The 17,156-nt window shown below is 65.0% G+C and carries 17 protein-coding genes and 2 tRNA genes; 7 read left to right on the top strand and 12 right to left on the bottom strand.

What is annotated here, in order from left to right:
- Positions 1–104 precede the first annotated feature (104 nt).
- The 8 genes from clpX to H7X47_RS20060 all read right to left on the bottom strand — a co-directional run bounded on the left by clpX (position 105) and on the right by H7X47_RS20060 (position 7,480).
- Entirely contained in the window at positions 105–1,370 is a 1,266-nt protein-coding gene (gene clpX / locus H7X47_RS20095) for an ATP-dependent Clp protease ATP-binding subunit ClpX (RefSeq protein ID WP_193370536.1), read from the bottom strand.
- A 328-nt stretch (positions 1,371–1,698) separates the two neighbouring features.
- Complete coding sequence (locus tag H7X47_RS20090) at positions 1,699–2,367, bottom strand: ATP-dependent Clp protease proteolytic subunit (protein WP_319633644.1); 669 nt, start codon at positions 2,365–2,367, stop codon at positions 1,699–1,701.
- 166 nt (positions 2,368–2,533) lie between these two features.
- A complete protein-coding gene (gene tig / locus H7X47_RS20085) occupies positions 2,534–3,982 on the bottom strand; it encodes a trigger factor (RefSeq protein WP_193370535.1) in 1,449 nt (482 codons plus the stop codon).
- 121 nt (positions 3,983–4,103) lie between these two features.
- Positions 4,104–4,188, bottom strand: a tRNA-Leu gene (locus tag H7X47_RS20080).
- A 106-nt stretch (positions 4,189–4,294) separates the two neighbouring features.
- Positions 4,295–4,651 (bottom strand): hypothetical protein, encoded by a 357-nt coding sequence (locus tag H7X47_RS20075; protein WP_193370534.1) that lies wholly within the window; start codon positions 4,649–4,651, stop codon positions 4,295–4,297.
- A 125-nt stretch (positions 4,652–4,776) separates the two neighbouring features.
- Positions 4,777–5,046: a hypothetical protein gene (locus tag H7X47_RS20070; protein WP_193370533.1), complete on the bottom strand. Its 270-nt coding sequence runs from the start codon at positions 5,044–5,046 to the stop codon at positions 4,777–4,779.
- Between the two features lie 111 nt (positions 5,047–5,157).
- A complete protein-coding gene (locus H7X47_RS20065) occupies positions 5,158–6,702 on the bottom strand; it encodes an NAD(P)H-hydrate dehydratase (RefSeq protein WP_193370532.1) in 1,545 nt (514 codons plus the stop codon).
- 25 nt (positions 6,703–6,727) lie between these two features.
- Positions 6,728–7,480 (bottom strand): HpcH/HpaI aldolase family protein, encoded by a 753-nt coding sequence (locus tag H7X47_RS20060; protein WP_193370531.1) that lies wholly within the window; start codon positions 7,478–7,480, stop codon positions 6,728–6,730.
- Between the two features lie 566 nt (positions 7,481–8,046).
- On the opposite strand from H7X47_RS20060, the gene H7X47_RS20055 reads away from it, so the two are divergent.
- The gene (locus H7X47_RS20055; RefSeq protein ID WP_193370530.1) at positions 8,047–8,424 is read left to right on the top strand and encodes a hypothetical protein; all 378 of its coding nucleotides are present in this window, start codon (positions 8,047–8,049) and stop codon (positions 8,422–8,424) included.
- Positions 8,425–8,427: 3 nt separating this feature from the next.
- Positions 8,428–8,763, top strand: coding sequence for a hypothetical protein (locus tag H7X47_RS20050; RefSeq protein WP_193370529.1), 336 nt, complete (start codon positions 8,428–8,430; stop codon positions 8,761–8,763).
- Between the two features lie 24 nt (positions 8,764–8,787).
- Here the strand turns inward: H7X47_RS20050 and H7X47_RS20045 are convergent, their stop codons facing one another.
- Both H7X47_RS20045 and H7X47_RS20040 read right to left on the bottom strand, forming a co-directional pair.
- Complete coding sequence (locus tag H7X47_RS20045; protein WP_319633652.1) at positions 8,788–9,123, bottom strand: helix-turn-helix domain-containing protein; 336 nt, start codon at positions 9,121–9,123, stop codon at positions 8,788–8,790.
- Between the two features lie 320 nt (positions 9,124–9,443).
- Positions 9,444–9,520, bottom strand: a tRNA-His gene (locus H7X47_RS20040).
- 188 nt (positions 9,521–9,708) lie between these two features.
- Here H7X47_RS20040 and H7X47_RS20035 point away from each other — a divergent pair.
- The 4 genes from H7X47_RS20035 (at position 9,709) to H7X47_RS20020 (ending at position 14,082) form a co-directional block, all read left to right on the top strand.
- Positions 9,709–10,896: a pyridoxal phosphate-dependent aminotransferase gene (locus H7X47_RS20035; RefSeq protein ID WP_193370528.1), complete on the top strand. Its 1,188-nt coding sequence runs from the start codon at positions 9,709–9,711 to the stop codon at positions 10,894–10,896.
- A 229-nt stretch (positions 10,897–11,125) separates the two neighbouring features.
- Entirely contained in the window at positions 11,126–11,464 is a 339-nt protein-coding gene (locus H7X47_RS20030) for a P-II family nitrogen regulator (protein WP_193370527.1), read from the top strand.
- Between the two features lie 101 nt (positions 11,465–11,565).
- Entirely contained in the window at positions 11,566–12,975 is a 1,410-nt protein-coding gene (gene glnA, locus H7X47_RS20025; RefSeq protein ID WP_193370526.1) for a type I glutamate--ammonia ligase, read from the top strand.
- A gap of 591 nt (positions 12,976–13,566) precedes the next feature.
- Entirely contained in the window at positions 13,567–14,082 is a 516-nt protein-coding gene (locus tag H7X47_RS20020; protein WP_193370525.1) for a transglutaminase-like cysteine peptidase, read from the top strand.
- Positions 14,083–14,112: 30 nt separating this feature from the next.
- Here H7X47_RS20020 and H7X47_RS20015 read toward each other — a convergent pair whose 3' ends face one another.
- Together H7X47_RS20015 and H7X47_RS20010 are read right to left on the bottom strand one after the other, a co-directional pair.
- Positions 14,113–14,505 (bottom strand): hypothetical protein, encoded by a 393-nt coding sequence (locus H7X47_RS20015; protein ID WP_193370524.1) that lies wholly within the window; start codon positions 14,503–14,505, stop codon positions 14,113–14,115.
- The gene (locus H7X47_RS20010) at positions 14,502–14,957 is read right to left on the bottom strand and encodes an acyl-CoA thioesterase (RefSeq protein ID WP_193370523.1); all 456 of its coding nucleotides are present in this window, start codon (positions 14,955–14,957) and stop codon (positions 14,502–14,504) included. The genes H7X47_RS20015 and H7X47_RS20010 overlap by 4 nt, the downstream gene beginning before the upstream one ends.
- A gap of 156 nt (positions 14,958–15,113) precedes the next feature.
- Here H7X47_RS20010 and parE point away from each other — a divergent pair, with 156 nt between their 5' ends.
- Positions 15,114–17,129 carry a DNA topoisomerase IV subunit B gene (parE, locus tag H7X47_RS20005; protein WP_193370522.1) on the top strand — a complete coding sequence of 672 codons (2,016 nt, stop codon included), beginning with the start codon at positions 15,114–15,116 and terminating at the stop codon, positions 17,127–17,129.
- Positions 17,130–17,156: the final 27 nt, after the last annotated feature.

The following is a 17,156-nucleotide window of genomic DNA, read 5'->3' as shown; positions in this document are numbered from 1 at the left end:
AGGACGCCCCAGAATACCGGGTTCGTATTTAAAAATTGTAGATTCTCGCACGGACTTCAAGGCCCCCTGACGGACCCTGCAATCTGTGATTGTAAAACAAGCGATTAAGCGCTCGTTCCCAAGTCTTCGCGGCGATCGGTATAGATGTACAGCGGTTTGGCGCGCCCATCGACGACCTCGCGGTTGATGACGATCTCCTCGACATTCTCCAAACCAGGCAGGTCATACATGGGATCCAGCAGGATGCTCTCCATGATGGAGCGCAGGCCACGGGCCCCCGTCTTACGCGCAATGGCCTTGCCCGAAATCGCGCGCAAGGCGTCCTCGGTGAACTCCAGGCGGACGTCTTCCATCTCGAAGAGGCGCTCGTACTGCTTCACCAGGGCATTCTTCGGCTGGGTCAGGATCTCGATGAGGGCGTTCTCGTCAAGGTCCTCCAGGGTCGCGACCACCGGCAGGCGGCCGACGAATTCGGGAATCAGGCCGAACTTCAGCAGGTCCTCGGGCTCCACGTCCTTCAGGATCTCGCCGGTCTGGCGGTCTTCCGGGCCGCGCACGTCGGCGCCGAAGCCGATGGAGGTCCCCTTGCCGCGGCCCGCGATCAGCTTGTCGAGGCCGGCGAAGGCGCCGCCGCAGATGAAGAGAATGTTCGTGGTGTCGACCTGCAGGAATTCCTGCTGCGGATGCTTGCGGCCGCCCTGCGGCGGAACCGAGGCCACCGTGCCTTCCATGATCTTCAGCAGCGCCTGCTGCACGCCCTCGCCCGACACGTCACGGGTGATCGAGGGGTTGTCGGACTTGCGGCTGATCTTGTCGACCTCGTCGATATAGACGATGCCGCGCTGGGCGCGCTCGACATTGTAGTCGGCGGACTGCAGCAGCTTCAGGATGATATTTTCGACGTCCTCACCGACGTAGCCGGCCTCGGTCAGGGTCGTGGCGTCGGCCATGGTGAAGGGCACATCCAGGATGCGCGCCAGCGTCTGGGCCAGCAGCGTCTTGCCGCAGCCCGTCGGGCCGATCAGCAGGATGTTCGACTTCGCCAGTTCGACGTCGGCCGACTTGGCGCCGTGCGCCAGGCGTTTGTAATGGTTATGGACCGCGACCGAGAGCACCCGCTTGGCGTGGCTCTGCCCGATCACGTAGTCGTCCAGGACGGTGCAGATGTCCTGCGGCGTCGGCACGCCGTCGCGCGACTTCACAAGAGTGGTCTTGTGCTCTTCCCGGATGATGTCCATGCACAGTTCGACGCATTCATCGCAGATGAACACCGTCGGACCGGCGATGAGCTTCCGCACCTCGTGCTGGCTCTTGCCGCAGAAGGAGCAGTAGAGAGTATTCTTGGAGTCGCTTCCGCTGGACTTTGTCATACCGCTACAACTAAGCGTTTGTTTGTCATTACGCCATGTTAGTCAAACGGCCCACCCCCACACAATGACAAAAACCGCAGTATTTGAGCTATGTGGGAAGGTCTGGCTCCGGGCCATGGCTAACGGGACAATTTGAGCCTAATTCTAAGGGCTCAACAATTTATTAACGAACGGATTAACCCGCCCTTTTCCGGGGGCCGGTTAGTTAGCGAACATACTTTCCACCGCCAGCCCCGGAGCCCCCTTTACCAAAGCGCCCTACCCCCACTTTTTTCGTCCGCCGGGGCCGGCCGGGCCGGGCCGTGGCGGCGAAATGGGGGATTTACGGTCAGCTCTTGCCGCTACTGCCGGTCGGGGTCGGCGATTCGCTGGCCGGGCGGTGGCTGACCACCTCGTCGATCAGGCCGAAAGTCTTCGCCTTCTCGGCGTCCATGAAGTTGTCACGCTCCATGGCATTTTCAATGGTCGCCATGTCCTGGCCGGTATGGTGGACATAAAGCTCGTTCAGGCGCTGGCGGGTGCGCAGGATCTCCTCGGCGTGGATCTGGATATCCGTCACCTGGCCCTGGAAGCCGCCGGAGGGCTGATGGATCATGATCTTGGAGTTGGGCAGCGCGAAGCGCTTGCCCTTGGCCCCGGCCATCAGCAGCAGCGAGCCGGCCGAAGCGGCCTGGCCGATGCACACCGTCTGCACCTCCGGGCGGATGTACTGCATGGTGTCGTACATCGCCAGCCCCGCCGTCACCACGCCGCCCGGCGAGTTGATATAGAAGAAAATGTCCTGGGTCGGGTTCTCGGACTCGAGATAGAGCAGCTGGGCGCAGATCAGGCTGGCCACGGCGTCGTGTACCGGCCCGGTCAGGAAGATGATGCGCTCCTTGAGCAGGCGCGAATAGATGTCGTAGGCCCGCTCACCCCGGCTGGTCTGCTCGACGACCATGGGGACCAGGGTATTCATGACCAACTCATGGTGATCGCGGCTGAACAGATCGCTCATGGACATTCCTTGGTTTTGTTGGATCCCGCCCGCCGACACCGGGCGTCGGGAGCCCTCGATAAAGTCTGGAGAGCACATTTAAGGACTGTCGGCGGCCAGGGAAAGCCCCTCGTGGAGTCGCCTCCGCGAAAAACCTTCCCGCCGCCGCCAGGGCCTTGAGCGGCGTTCAGGCGTCTTCCGCGCCCGCCTCGTCTCCCTCCGCCTTCTTGGTCTTGGCCTTGGACTTCGCAGCCGCCTTCTTGGCCGGCTTCTTTTTGGCGGCCTTCTTCGGCTTCTCGGCCGCCTCGGCCGCCGCCTTCTCCTCTTCCTCGCGCAGCTGGTCGGGCGAGACTTCCCGCTCGCTCACCTTGGCGAGGTCGATGATGAAGTCGATGACCTTGTCCTCGAACAGCGGCGCGCGGAGCTGGGCCAGAGCTTCCGGATTGGAGCGGTAGAACTCCAGCACCTGCTGCTCCTGACCGGGATGGCGCTGGGCCTCCTGGAACAGGGCGCGATTGACCTCGTCCTGGGCCACCTCGATCTGGTTCAGGCGGCCGACCTCGGAGAGCAGCAGGCCCAGGCGCACCCGGCGCTCGGCGATGTCGCGGTATTCCGCCTTCATCTCCTCCTCGTCCTTGCCCTCGTCGTCCGGGTCGAGCCGGCCCTGCTCGCGGTCGTGTTGGACCTGTTGCCAGATGGCGTCGAACTCCATGTCGACCATGCTCTCGGGCACCGCGAAGTCGTGGGCCTCGGCGAGCTGGTCGAGGATCTCGCGCTTCATGCGCATGCGCGACAGGCCCTCATAGTCCTGGCCCAGGCGCTCCTTCACCTTTTCCTTCAGGTCGTCCAGGCTCTCGGCGCCCATCGACGTGGCCAGCTCGTCGTTCAGCTCGGCCGGCACCGACTCACGGATCTCCTTGATGGTGCACTCGAAGACCGCCGGCTGACCGGAGAGCTTCTCGTTGCCGTAACCTTCCGGGAAGGTCACGTTGACGGTGCGCTGTTCGCCCACCTCGGCGCCGATCAGCTGCTCCTCGAAGCCGCCGATGAAGGTGTTCGAGCCGAGCTCAAGGTGGTGGTCCTCGCCGGCCATGCCGGGCAGCGCCTCGCCGTGCACGGTGCCCTTGAAGTCGAGCACCACCACGTCACCCGACTGCGACGCGCGCGGCGTCTCCAGGGGCTTGGACTCCTTGCGGCTGGCCGCCAGACGCTCCAGGGCGGAGGTCACTTCCTCCTCCGGCACCGCGATCTTCACCCGCTCCAGCTCGATCTTGGAGAAGTCCATCGGCTCGAACTCGGGCAGCAGCTCGACCGCCATGGAGTATTCCAGGTCCTTGCCGTCCTCGAAGGAGTCGATCTCGATCTTCGGCTGCACGGCGGGGCGCAGGCCGCGCTCGTTGATGGCCTGGGCCGAAGAATCGGTCACGGCGCGCTCCAGCACCTCCCCCATCACCGAGGGCCCGTAGCGCTGCTTCAGCAGCTTGATCGGCGCCTTGCCCGGACGGAAGCCGGGGACCTTCACACGAGCGCTGATTTCACGAAGCCGGTTTTCGACTTTCTCATTAATTTCTTTGGCTTCAATGACGACCTTAAAGTCGCGCTTCAAGCCTTCGCTGCTTACTTCCGTGACCTGCATGTTCGGCTAGGCCTTCCTCAGCCTCGTCTTGGATGATGATCCGTGGGGAACTCAGCCGCCCGGGGACCGCCCGGACCGGCAAACTCTCCGTTGAGAGAAACCTTCAATCTCCGCTTGGCGCTGGTGCGGGCGGAGGGACTCGAACCCCCACGGATTGCTCCACTGGTACCTAAAACCAGCGCGTCTACCAGTTCCGCCACGCCCGCGCTTACTGCGGAGGGCCGATGTATAACATCGCAGCCGGTCGCGCAATAGCAAGGGGGCGCGAAAGCACCAAGGATTCTAAGGAATAGCTGGCGGCCCGAACTGGGCTTAGGAGCTGACCGGCTCGCAGAAGTGGTCGAGGAAGGTCTTCATGCCCAGCACCCGCGGACCGTCCTCGAAGGGGCGGTGGCCCGGCTGGTCGATGCGCAGGTCGTAGCGCACGTGGGTCATGCCCAGGATCTCGCAGAGGCCGATGACCGTCGCCGTTTCCTGGCGGCCAGTGCCGTCGTCGTGGCGGAACACGCGCCCGGCCTTCACCTGGGTGGGATTGGCGCCGCGACGGGAAAACAGGCTGCGGCGGTCGCCGCTGCCGCCCAGGGCACCGGAGAGGCTCTGCCAGAATCCGTTGGAGCGGGGCGAAGCCTGCTCCGTCGTCTGGGACTTGCTGTGCCGCGTCGTGATCATGATGCAGCGAATTTTAGAGGCAATTCTTTGAGATAGGATTAATGTCTGGAAACTCTTTTCACCCTATCTGCGTCTCGCCTCCCGCCACAAAGGCGCCGCCGGGAGACGGCTTCGGGCGCCCTGCTTCACGCGTCCTGTTTTTCCGGCGTGATGGCGTCGCGGAAACGCTCGGCGAAGGTCTGCAGGCCGAGGGTGCGACGCTCTTCGTACTTGGCCAGGCGCGCGCGCTCCACCGAGACGTCATAGGTGACGTGGGGAATGCCCAAAGCATCAGGACCGACATCGACCACCTTGGCGATCTCGACGATGTTGCCTTCATGGGCCAGTTTATAGACGGATCCGACCTTGATGGCCTCCGCCTTCAGCGGCTGTTTGAACCAGTGGTCTGCGAGCATGATCTCAATACCTTTTCAATCAAGGCCGGCCCCCGACCGAACTCCCCTTCCTGTACGAGGTTTCATATTGCACGCGCAGACGTGAAACTTTCGTTAACGAATATGACGGAACTATCTAAAACTATTGAATAAATTCCGTTCGTGTTCCGCATTGTGGGAGTGCGCCCAAAGCCCGCGCAAAACCTCAGGTAGGGCCTGGGGCAGATCCTCGGCGATGAGCCCCGGCCCCTGCGCCGCCGCCGCCCGTCCATGGATCCACACCGCCGCCGCCGCCGCCTCGAAGGCGGCCATGCCCTGGGCCAGCAGCCCTCCGATCATGCCCGCCAAAACGTCGCCGGTGCCCCCGGTCGCCAGCCAGGGCGGCGCCACCGCGGTGACCGCGGCGCGCCCGTCCGGCGCCGCGATGACGCTGTCGGGCCCCTTCAGGACCACCACTGCCCCGCTGCGCGCCGCCGCCGCCCGGGCGCGCGCCAGCCGGTCGCCCGCAATGTCGGGAAAAAGGCGCCGGAACTCCCCGTCATGGGGCGTCAAGACTGTTGCGCCGTCTGTATTTGCCTGAATTTCCTGCCACAGCGCCGCAGGGTCGTCCTGAAAGACGCTGAGAGCGTCGGCATCCAGCACCACCTGCTTTCCCGACGCCCGCCTGCCCGCCGAGAGCGCGGCCTCGGCGCGGGCCCGGGTTTCCGGACTCACGCCGTTGCCCGGCCCGACCAGCACAGCATTGCGGCGCGGATCCTCCAGCGCCGCCGCGAAGTCCGCCGGGGTCGGCAGTTCCAGGGTGATGACCCCGGGGTTCGACACCGCGTAGATAGGCAGGCTGGCGGCGTCGCAGGCCACGGAGACCACCCCTGCCCCGATCCTGAGGCCGGCCCGGCAGGCGAGCTGCGCCGCCCCGGTCATGGAGGTGCCGCCGGCCACCAGCAGGTGCCCGGCGTCGTACTTGTGGGACCGGGTGGTCCGCCAGGGATAGCCGCCCAGCCACAGGGCCGGCGCGTTCTCGAAGCTCTGCGGGGCGATCTCCGCCAGCACGGCGGCCGGGATCCCGATATCCGCCAGAACGACCTCGCCGCAGAATTCACGGCCTGGAACAAGCAGATGAGCCGGTTTCTTACGAAAAAAGGTTACAGTCTTCTCGGCCCGGAAAGCCAGACCGTCCAGGGGTTCGGCGCCGTCGCCCGGCAGGCCGCTCGGCACGTCCACCGCGACGACCACGAGGCCCAGTTCCGCCGCCTCGCGGGCCAGTTCGGCGGCCTTGCCACCCAGGGCGCGGGTCAGCCCGGCACCGAAGAGGGCGTCGACCACGACCTCACCGGGGCGCGGCGCGACCGCCTCCAGCGGCGCCACCGGTCCGGACCAGGCCGCCGCCGCCGCGGCGGCGCCCCCTTCCACCCTACCGCCCCCGCCCACCGGGCCCAGCCGCACCGGCCAGCCGGCGGTCTGCAGGTGGCGCGCCGCCACGAAGCCGTCGCCGCCGTTGTTGCCGGGGCCGCAGAGCACCAGGACCGGGGAGATCCCGCGCCGGGCCATGACCGCCCCCGCGACCGCCGCCCCGGCGGCCTCCATGAGCAGGCTGCCGGGCGTCCCGCCGGCGATCGCCAGGCTGTCGGCGCGGTACATCTGCTCGGTGGTCAGAAGTGCGAGATCCTCGGGGTGCATGGTGGAAATCTCAGCCGGGGCGCCGCTAGCCGCGCCCGGCCGCTTCGCGCAAAGCCGTCACCCCGGCCAGCGCACCTTCACGCAGCATCACCAGGTCGATATCGGCCAGCACCAGGTCATAACCCGCCTCGTAGAGGGCTTTCGGGGAGCGCTCGGGCGTGGGAATGCCACCCAGCAGGCAGCCCGCCGCCTTGGCCGCCTGCTCCACCCGGCTGATGGCGGCGCGTACGTCCGGGTGATCGGGCTCGCCCAGGCGGCCCAGGCTGCCGGAGAGGTCGAAGGGGCCGACGAAGACCATGTCCAGCCTGTCAACGGCGACGATTTCAGCCACGCTCTCCACCGCCTCCTGGGTTTCCACCTGGCAGATCACCAGCAGGCTCTCGGCGATGTCGCGCACGTAGCCCCGCCAGTCGTCGCCGTAGCGTGCCGCACGTACGATCGGCGCCGCCATGCCACGGAAGCCCCGCGGCGGGTAGTGGCAGGCCGCTACGGCCGCCTCGGCTTCCGCCGCAGAGTTCACCGCCGGCACCATGACGCCCCGGGCACCGGCGTCCAGGACCCGCTTGATCCAGGCCGGGTCATTGGCCGGCACGCGCACCAGGGGCGTACAGCCGCTGCCGCCCAGCGCCCGCATCACGGCTACGGCGTCGCCCAGGTCCGCCGCGCCGTGCTCCAGGTCGATCATCGTGCAATCATAGCCGGCCACCGCCATGATTTCCGTCGCCGTCGGGCTGAACAGCTCCGTCCAATAGCCGAAAGCCGCCGTTCCGCCCTGCATTCTCGCCTTTAATGACTGGCTCACCCTGCCCTTCGCCTCCCTGAACACCTGATACCCGCCGGCAACGGCGCGGCCCGACTCCCGGGCGCGGCAAGCTTAGCGTCAACCGGTCGGCGGGCGATAGAGGCCCGCGTGCGCCTCTCGGCGCAAGTAATGCCAAAGAGTCTTTCGCTGAATTCGGCGTTTTAGTGGCCGCGGTGCGCCCGTCCAATATTTTGGCCGGTCCGGGCGAGCGGCCGGCAATAAAGCGCAGCGCCGGATCGCAAGAATCTGAAATCGCACCACGACCACAATCTTGCCACAGCCCGATTCGGCGGCGACATAATTTGCCCACAGCCGATGAATTCTTTTGTTTCTATGTAATTAAACCAACCAAGGAGGTGAATAGTTGATCTATCGCGTCTTGTTAACTCATGATAAGTAATTTGTTTCACGTGAAACGTACGCACACAACTATGGTTTATGGGATATTAAACTTTTTACTTTATCTGTTCTTAATATCTGATTAACCCTTGCAGAGAACCCCGGTTCCCGTGCGTTTCCCTCCCCGAACGCTCAGCAACCACTTGAAACCCCTGCCTCTCCCGGCTTTCCGGCAGCCTTCCTGCCGTATCCGCGGCCTTGCCGGCGCGGCAGGGCTGGTTCTGGCGGCGATCCTGTTCTGCGGGGAGAGCCGCGCCGACCACTTCGACCTGGCCTTGCATGACGTTTCCCATCCCATCGGTGAAATATCGGCCCGGACAGACCTGGGGGGCGTCGCCCTGGCGCTGTGTCACAGCGAGTACCTGGCCTACCTCAACCGGAACTACCGGGAAGACGGCCGTGAGGAAAATCCTCTTATCCGCAGCACCGCGATCGACGGCAGCGAGACCCGCCACGGCAGCGGCCGTTTCAGCCTGGCCGGCAGCTTTTTCGGCGGCCGGCAGCAAGGCGTGGTCGAATAGGATGTGTTGCCGACGGCCCAGGTGACGCGGCTGGGCATTCAGTCCGACTGGCAATTCGATGATGGCGGAACGCTGCGGGCCGGATTGGACCACCGGCCCTTGGAGCGAATTTCGGAGGCCCGCTTCGGTTTCCGCCTGCCGATCGGGGCCTTCGATATGACCTCCGACTTCGTGGCCGACAGCGCCGGGGCCTACAGCCTGGGAATCAGCTTCTCTCTGGCTTTGGACGACGCGGCGCAGGCCGACGGCTGGCGCCTCTCCTCCATGCTGTCTGTCCTCAACGCCGAGCGCCGGCCGCCGCTGGCCGCTGCCAGCGGCACCTTGCTGGACGGCGACTGACCCGGCGTAGCGATCTCCCCTGCCCTAGTTGGGCTCCACATGGTGGAAGGAATGGAAGGCCTCCAGGCGCTTCAGCACCGCGTCGAGGCGGGCCTGGGCCGAGGCCACATCCTGGACGATCAAGCCGACCTCCTGGCGCAGCGCCTGAACCTCGTCATCGATCCCCTCGGTGGGACCATCGCCCAGCCCGGTGAGCAGCCAGGCGGGGCTGACCCCCAAGGTTCCGGCGATCATGGTCAGTTTGTTGGAGCGCGGCTCTGAGCGGTCGTTCTCCCAGCCCTGCCAGGTCGCCGTCTTCACGCCCAGCCGGCGCGCGGCCTGGGCCACCGATAGACCGGCGGCTTCGCGGGCGCGGCCGATGCGCCCACCGATGGTGTCGGACTGGTCCAGCGCGTTGGTCTCGTTCTGATCACTAGTGATGGCTATATCCTCCGGCGGTTTAGTCTGGGACCGGCAGGTCCCGGCATGCGCCGTGCGGCGGCGACGGCCATGAACCTGTCATGGGCGCGCGGCGGCGGCGGTGTTGGGTGTACCCTGACCTTACGGCCAGTGCCCGCTTTGTCAACTTGAGGACAAGCCTTTCGCGCTTCCGCCGCACCGACGACGAAGAATTTCATGGAAGCGTCATCGCCGGGACCAAAGGGCCCGCAGGCGTGACAAAGAAGAGGCTGGGGAGAGTTTGGGGTGGCTGATGGGATTTGAACCCACGACCTCCTGGACCACAACCAGGCGCTCTAACCAACTGAGCTACAGCCACCATCAGGGCGGGCCGCACTGAAAGGCGCGGCGCCTCGGATGGGCGTGTTTAGACCTCCGGCCCGCAGCCGTCAAGGGCGCGCTGATCCCCAAGTTTTCCGCTCTCTCAGCCGCCTTGCGGCCCAGCCCCGCTCTGCCATAGTGTGCAGCCGAAAATCCGGGTACAAGAACAAGCCAGGAGGGGCGGAAATGCTGAAGACCGCGGCTGCGATCGCGCGGCTGGGCACCGAAAGCGCCTTCGAGGTGCTGGCGCGCGCCAAGCAGCTCGAGGCCCAGGGGCGCGACATTATCAACCTGGGCATCGGCCAGCCCGACTTCCAGACGCCCGAGCACGTGGTGGAGGCGGCGGTCAAGGCGCTGCGCGACGGCCACCACGGCTACACGCCGGCCAACGGAATCCCCGAACTGCGCGAAGCCGTGGCCGAAGACCTGGAGCTGCGCCACCGGGTCAGCGTCGATCCGGCCAACGTGGTCGTGGTGCCGGGCGGCAAGGTGACCATGTTCTTCGCCGTCCTGATGTTCGGCGAGGCCGGCGCTGAGATCCTCTACCCCAACCCCGGCTTTCCCATCTATGAGTCGGTGATCAACTTCTCCGGCGCCACGGCGGTGCCGATCCCGCTGCGCGAGGACAGCGGCTTCGCCTTCTCCGCCGAGGAGGTGCTGAGTCTGATCACGCCGCAGACCCGCCTGATCATCCTCAACAGCCCGGCCAACCCGACCGGCGGCGTGACGCCGCGCGAGGAGGTCGACCGCCTGGTCGAGGGGCTCGAGGCCCATCCCGACGTCGCCATCCTGTCGGACGAGATCTACAGCCAGATGCTCTACGACGGGCGTGAGCACGTCAGCCTGCTGCAGTACCCGCAGCTGCGCGACCGGGTGATCATGCTGGACGGCTGGAGCAAGACCTACGCCATGACCGGCTGGCGGCTGGGCTTCGCGGTCTGGCCCAAAGCCCTGGTCGAGGCGGCCACGCGCCTGGCGATCAACTGCCACTCCTGCGTCAACGCGGCGAGCCAGTATGCCGGCATCGCCGCCCTGCGCGGTCCCCAGGACGCGGTGGCCGAGATGATGAGCGCCTTCGACATGCGCCGGCGCACCATCCACCGGGCGCTGAACGACATCCCCGGCATCTCCTGCGTGGAGCCCGCCGGCGCCTTCTACGCCTTCCCCAACGTGTCCGGCACCGGCATCGACGCCAAGACCCTGGAGGTGAAGCTGCTGGAGCAGGCCGGGGTGGCGACCATCGCCGGCACCTCCTTCGGGCGGTTCGGCGAAGGCTACCTGCGCCTCTCCTACGCGAATTCCCAGGACAACATCCGCGCCGCCCTGGAACGCATCGCCGTCTATCTGGCGGATCAGCAGGCCCGGAGCGCATGATTAGTTTGCGTGCAAACTGCTTAGTAATTGGGCAGCAATGCGCGGATTTTGTGAGCCAATCCGGGCCTTTTCGTTCCGCGGGCCCAGGTTTCGCCGGGCTCCCACGACTTGGCACGGCTCATGCTTACGCGAAGGTGGACACTGGTTCGCCAGCAAACGGAAGAGACAACAGGCCAGAGCTACCCAGCTAAGACTCACCCTATAAAGAGACACGGGGCCCATATACGCGATGAAGAAGATCGAAGCGATCATCAAGCCGTTCAAGCTTGATGAGGTAAAGGAAGCGCTGCACGAGGTTGGGATCAAGGGCATTACCGTGACCGAAGCCAAGGGCTTCGGCCGGCAAAAGGGTCACACCGAGTTGTACCGCGGCGCCGAGTATGTCGTCGATTTCTTGCCCAAGGTGAAAGTCGAAGTGGTCCTGGAGGACGAACTGGTCGAGCGCGCCGTTGAGGCCATTCAACAGGCCGCCCACACGGGCCGCATCGGCGACGGCAAGATCTTTGTCAGTGCGATCGAGGAGTCCATCCGCATCCGCACCGGAGAGCGCGGCGCGGCCGCCGTCTGAGACGGCGCGCCGGCCAGGTCACGGTGGCCACTTCGCGGCCGGGGACAGCCGGCAGAGGCTAACGTCAATCACGGTTTACAGAAGAAACGGAAAGAGCATCCATGTCTGACGCTAAAACCATCCTTGAGATGATCAAAGAGAAGAACATCGTCTACGTCGACTACCGCTTCACCGATCCGCGCGGTAAGTGGCAGCACGTTGCCATGCACGTGAAGGCCATCGACGAGGACGCCCTCACCGAAGGCATCATGTTCGACGGTTCATCGATCGCCGGCTGGAAGGCGATCAACGAGTCCGACATGATCCTGCAGCCCGACCTGAGCACGGCGGTGATGGATCCCTTCTCGAACCTTCCGCAGCTCATCCTCTTCTGCAACATCGTGGAACCGTCGACCGGCCAGCTGTATGGCCGCGACCCGCGCTCGACCGCGGTGCGCGCCGTCGAGCATCTGAAGTCGACCGGTATCGGCGACTCCTCCTTCTGGGGTCCGGAAGCCGAGTTCTTCGTCTTCGACGACGTGCGCTACGAGGTCTCCCAGAACCAGACCTTCTACTTCCTGGACTCCAACGAGGGCCCCTACAACACCGGCGCCATTTTCGAGCAGGGCAACCTGGGTCACCGTCCGGGCATCAAGGGCGGCTACTTCCCGGTGCCTCCGGTCGACTCGGCCATGGACCTGCGCGCCGAGATGCTGAAGGTCATGGACGAGATGGGCCTCGACGTCGAAAAGCATCACCACGAGGTGGCGCCGTCTCAGCACGAGCTGGGCATCAAGTTCGAGCCGCTGGTGAAAGCCGCCGACGGCATGCAGATCTACAAGTACGTGGTTCAGCAGGTTGCCGACCAGTACGGCAAGACGGCGACCTTCATGCCGAAGCCGGTGGCCGGCGACAACGGCTCGGGCATGCACACCCACCAGTCGATCTGGAAGGACGGCAACCCGCTGTTCGCCGGTGACGGCTATGCCGGCCTGTCGGAGATGTGCCTCTTCTACATCGGCGGCATCATCAAGCACGCCAAGGCGCTGAACGCCTTCACCAACCCCTCGACCAACAGCTACAAGCGGTTGATCCCGGGCTTCGAGGCGCCGGTGCTGCTCGCCTACTCGGCGCGCAACCGTTCGGCCTCCTGCCGTATTCCCTACGGCGAGAGCCCCAAGGCCAAGCGCGTCGAGATCCGCTTCCCGGATCCCACCGCCAACCCCTATCTCGCCTTCTCGGCGATGCTCATGGCCGGCCTGGACGGTATCAAGAACAAGATCCACCCGGGCGATCCGATGGACAAGGACCTCTACGACCTGCCGCCGGAAGAGCTGGCCGGCGTGCCGACGGTCTGCGGCTCCCTGCGGGAAGCCATGGAGGCCCTGGAAGCCGACCACGAGTTCCTGCTGGCCGGCGACGTCTTCACCCGCGACCAGATCGACGGCTACATGGATCTGAAGTGGGAAGAGATCTACGAGTTCGAGCACGCCCCGCACCCGGTCGAGTTCAAGATGTACTACTCGTCCTGATGCAGCCCCTGTGACGTCCCAGTGACGTCCGGAGGGGGCGGCCCGCCGCCCCCTCGCAAAAGAAGGCCCCGCCGGCACGACGCCGGCGGGGCTTTTTCTTTGCCCGCGACCGCCTCCCGGCGGCGACTCGCTGCCAAAACCAATATGGTTAACGGCAAGTAAAGAGTGCGCCGTAAACACAGAAGCGATCTTTTTTCACCACACTTCTGCCGTGAAGTGGTCACCCAGGCATCACAAGCATCGATGGGGCTAATAGGATAGAGTTCGCAGTGTTCGCTGCTCCAAAAGCGCGAGCGGGGCCGGGAACGGCAACCTTTTGGCAGGGAATATTGAGAAAGAATTAAATATACCTCTAACGTAAGGCGAGAAGACTAATTTTATATTAACATATTCCGAATACCCCGACTTTCTAATTTTGATGTCATACAATCCCCCCGAATAAATCACGCCCAGACATCAAGTAAAACGCTACTCCTCTATCAAACGGATTACCACGTTCGGAGTAGCCTCTTGCTGTCACGAAGACACTTGCTCTTGGGCCTGGGCGGCACTGCCGCCAGCATCGCGTTCCCCGCACCCGTGCAATCGGCCATGAACGGCCTGCCAGGCCCCCTACCCAAGTCCTCCACCATGTCGGCCGGCAAGCTGATCCCCGCGCCGTCGGCCTGGTTCGCGCTGCTGCGCCAGCACCCGGAACTGGACCCGGCAGAGACCCGCTTCGAGCCGGTCAAGCTGACCCTGGGACGCGCCTCGCAGCTCATGAAGGTGAACAAGGAGGTCAACAAACGCATCCAGTTCCGCGACGACGCCGGGAAAGATATCTGGGAGGTCGGCGACCGGGCCGGCGACTGCGAGGATTATGCGATCCGCAAACTGCAGACCCTGATCCAGGAACACGGCTTTCCGCGTGGCGCCCTTACCCTCGCCGCCTGCAAGCTGGACCGGGGGCGCGGTCACGCCGTCCTCCTGGTCCACAGCGACAGGGGCGTCTATGTCATGGACAACCTGACCTACCGGGTCATGCCCTGGCGTGAGCTGCCCTACAGCTGGGTCGCGCGGGAGGAGCCCGGCGCCCCTTTTCGGCTGTGGCGCTCCCTCGCCACCTGAGGCGGCCTGCTCCGATGCCGGCGGCGTTGCTCAGCGCAGCCTGACGGTAAGCGTGGCGCCGCCGTCGGCGTGCACTGAATCGTGGGCGCGGATCAGCACCTCCTCGACCTCCGGCGGGATCACCACGCCGCCCAGGGCGCGGGTGAAAGGCTGCTCGTTCTCGTGGGGATGCAGCAGCACCCGGGTGCCGAGGACGCGTCCCTCCGGGGTCTCCACCTGCCAGCGGTCGGCATAGTGGTCCCAGCCTTCGTCGCCGTGGCGCAGCGTGACCCGGAAGCGCCAGGTGCCGTCGCTCTCCTGCTCGGCCTCGGCGGCAACCACGTCGGCTTCTCCGGCCAGGGCCGGCGTCACGGGCAGAAGGCCCAGCAGACAGGCAACAAGCAGACTGGCTACAAGCAGACTGGCGATAAGCAGGCGTCTCATGCGGCTCCCTCCTCGTTTTCCGGCGGCAGGGGTTTTTCAGGAACCGGGCGAGGCCGCCCGTTGTCGTCGATGGCGACCAGGGTGAAGGTTCCCTGGGTCACCCGGACATGCTCGTTGGGCCCGCTGGCGCTGATGCTGCCGCGCAGCGCCCAGGCCTCGACATGGATCGCCATGGAGGTGCGCCCGACCCGGATGACTTCCGTATAGGTGCCCAGCACGTCGCCCACATAAACCGGAAGGTGAAACACCATGGCGTCGACGGCCACCGTTGCGACCCGTCCGCGGGCGCGTGCGCCCGCGGCGATGCCGGCGGCGATATCCATCTGCGACAGGACCCAGCCACCGAAGATGTCGCCATTGGGATTGGCGTCGGCGGGCATGGCGAGGGTCCGGGTAGCCAGGCCGCCGCGCGGCTTGCCCCCGATGGGCGGCGTTTCACTTTTCGAAGGCATGGACAGACTGTCTCTCACTAACTAGATACTGGGTCTCGAGATAAGCTACCCTACTCTATCGGCGATTCTCTTGTCCCGATTCGCCGCAGGCCGGGGTGTCGCCCCGGGCACCACGTTTTCGTTCACATCACCTATTCGTCCACAACACGGGCCAAGATGGCGGACCTCTTCCAGACTGCTTCCAAGAAATCTCCCGGAAATCGATCGGGCGGCAAACAATCGGGCTATTCGGCCAAGGACATCGAGGTCCTTGAAGGGCTCGAGCCCGTACGCCGCCGCCCCGGCATGTACATCGGCGGCAACGACGAACGTGCCATGCACCACCTGGTGGCCGAGGTACTGGACAACGCCATGGACGAGGCCGTGGCCGGCCACGCCACCCGCATCGAGATGGAACTAAAGCCCGGCAACGTGGTGGTGATCAGCGATAACGGCCGCGGCATCCCGGTCGACCCGCACCCCAAGTACAAGCCCAAGTCGGCGCTGGAGGTGATCCTCACCACCCTGCACTCGGGCGCCAAGTTCTCGCAGAAGGCCTACGCCACCTCCGGGGGCCTGCACGGCGTCGGCGTTTCGGTGGTCAACGCGCTTTCCGACGACATGACCGTCGAGGTGGCACGCGACCAGAAGCTTTACGTGCAGAGCTACAGCAAGGGCAAGGCGAAGACCAAGCTGTCGAAGGGCAAGCCGGTGAAGAACCGGCGCGGCACCACGATCCAGTTTCACCCCGATCCCTCGATCTTCGAGAAGGACGCGGCCTTCCAGCCGTCGCGGCTCTATCGCATGGCGCGCTCCAAGGCCTATCTCTTCCGCGGCGTGGAGATCCGCTGGAGCTGCGACAAGAGCCTCATCGCCACGGGCGACGACACCCCGGACAAGGACAACATCCACTTCCCCAACGGCCTGGAGGACTTCCTGGCCGCCACCTTGGACAAGCGCAAGACCCTGACGCCCGACCCCTTCGTCGGCGAAGGCAAGTTCCCCAGCGATCCGGGCCGCGTCGAATGGGCTATCTCCTGGCCGATGGACGAGAACGGCTTCCTCAACTCCTACTGCAACACCGTGCCGACGCCCGAAGGCGGCAGCCACGAGGCGGGCCTGCGCAGCGGTCTGCTGAAGAGCATCAAGGCCTATGCCGAGTTGTCCGGCAACAAGAAGGCCGGCAACGTGAACGCCGACGACGTCTGCGGCGGCGCCTGCATCATGCTGTCGCTCTTCATCGGCGACCCGCAGTTCCAGGGACAGACCAAGGAGAAGCTGGCCACGGCTTCGGCGACCAAGCTGGTCGAGACCTCCATCAAGGACCACTTCGATCACTGGCTCTCCGGCCACCCGGAGCGCGCGCGCATGCTGCTGGAGCGTATCGTCGAGCGTTCCGAGGAACGCCGGCGCCGCCGCGAGGAGAAAGAGCAGAGCCGCAAGACGGCGACGCGCAAGCTGCGCCTGCCGGGCAAGCTGTCGGATTGCAGCCGCAACCGTTCCGAAGGCACCGAGATATTCCTGGTCGAGGGCGATTCCGCCGGCGGTTCGGCCAAGCAGGCGCGCTCACGCGAGACCCAGGCGGTGCTGCCCCTGCGCGGCAAGATCCTGAACGTCGCCAGCGCCTCGGCCGACAAGCTGAAGGGCAACCAGGAGATCTCCGACATCACCCAGGCGCTGGGCTGCGGCTCGCGCGGCAACTTCGATGTCGACAAGCTGCGCTACGAACGCATCATCATCATGACCGACGCCGACGTCGACGGCGCCCACATCGCCTCGCTGCTCATCACCTTCTTCTATAAGGAGATGCCCGGCCTCATCGAAAACGGCCGGCTCTACCTGGCCCAGCCGCCGCTCTATCGCCTGACCCAGGGCAGCGAGAGCGTCTACGCCATGGACGACAAGGAGAAGGAAGAGCTCTTCAAGTCACACTTCAAGGGCCGCGGCAAGATCGAGGTCAGCCGCTTCAAGGGCCTGGGCGAGATGCCGGCCCGGCAGTTGAAAGAGACCACCATGGACCCCGGCAAGCGCACCCTGCTGCGGGTCACCATCGTCGGCGAGAAGGATGAGAACCCGGCGGCGGAGGAAAAGAAGGCGGCCGACCTGATCGAACGCCTCATGGGCCGCAAGGCGGAGACGCGCTTCGCCTTCATTCAGGAAAACGCCCGTTTCGTCGAGGAACTGGACTTCTAGCTCCCCTGTCCGCCCCGCGCCGATTTC

It is taken from the genome of Pelagibius marinus (genome assembly GCF_014925385.1).
Lineage (GTDB): Bacteria > Pseudomonadota > Alphaproteobacteria > Kiloniellales > Kiloniellaceae > Pelagibius > Pelagibius marinus.
Note: the sequence above shows the minus strand (reverse complement) of the source record. Positions and strands in the feature narration are given on the sequence as shown.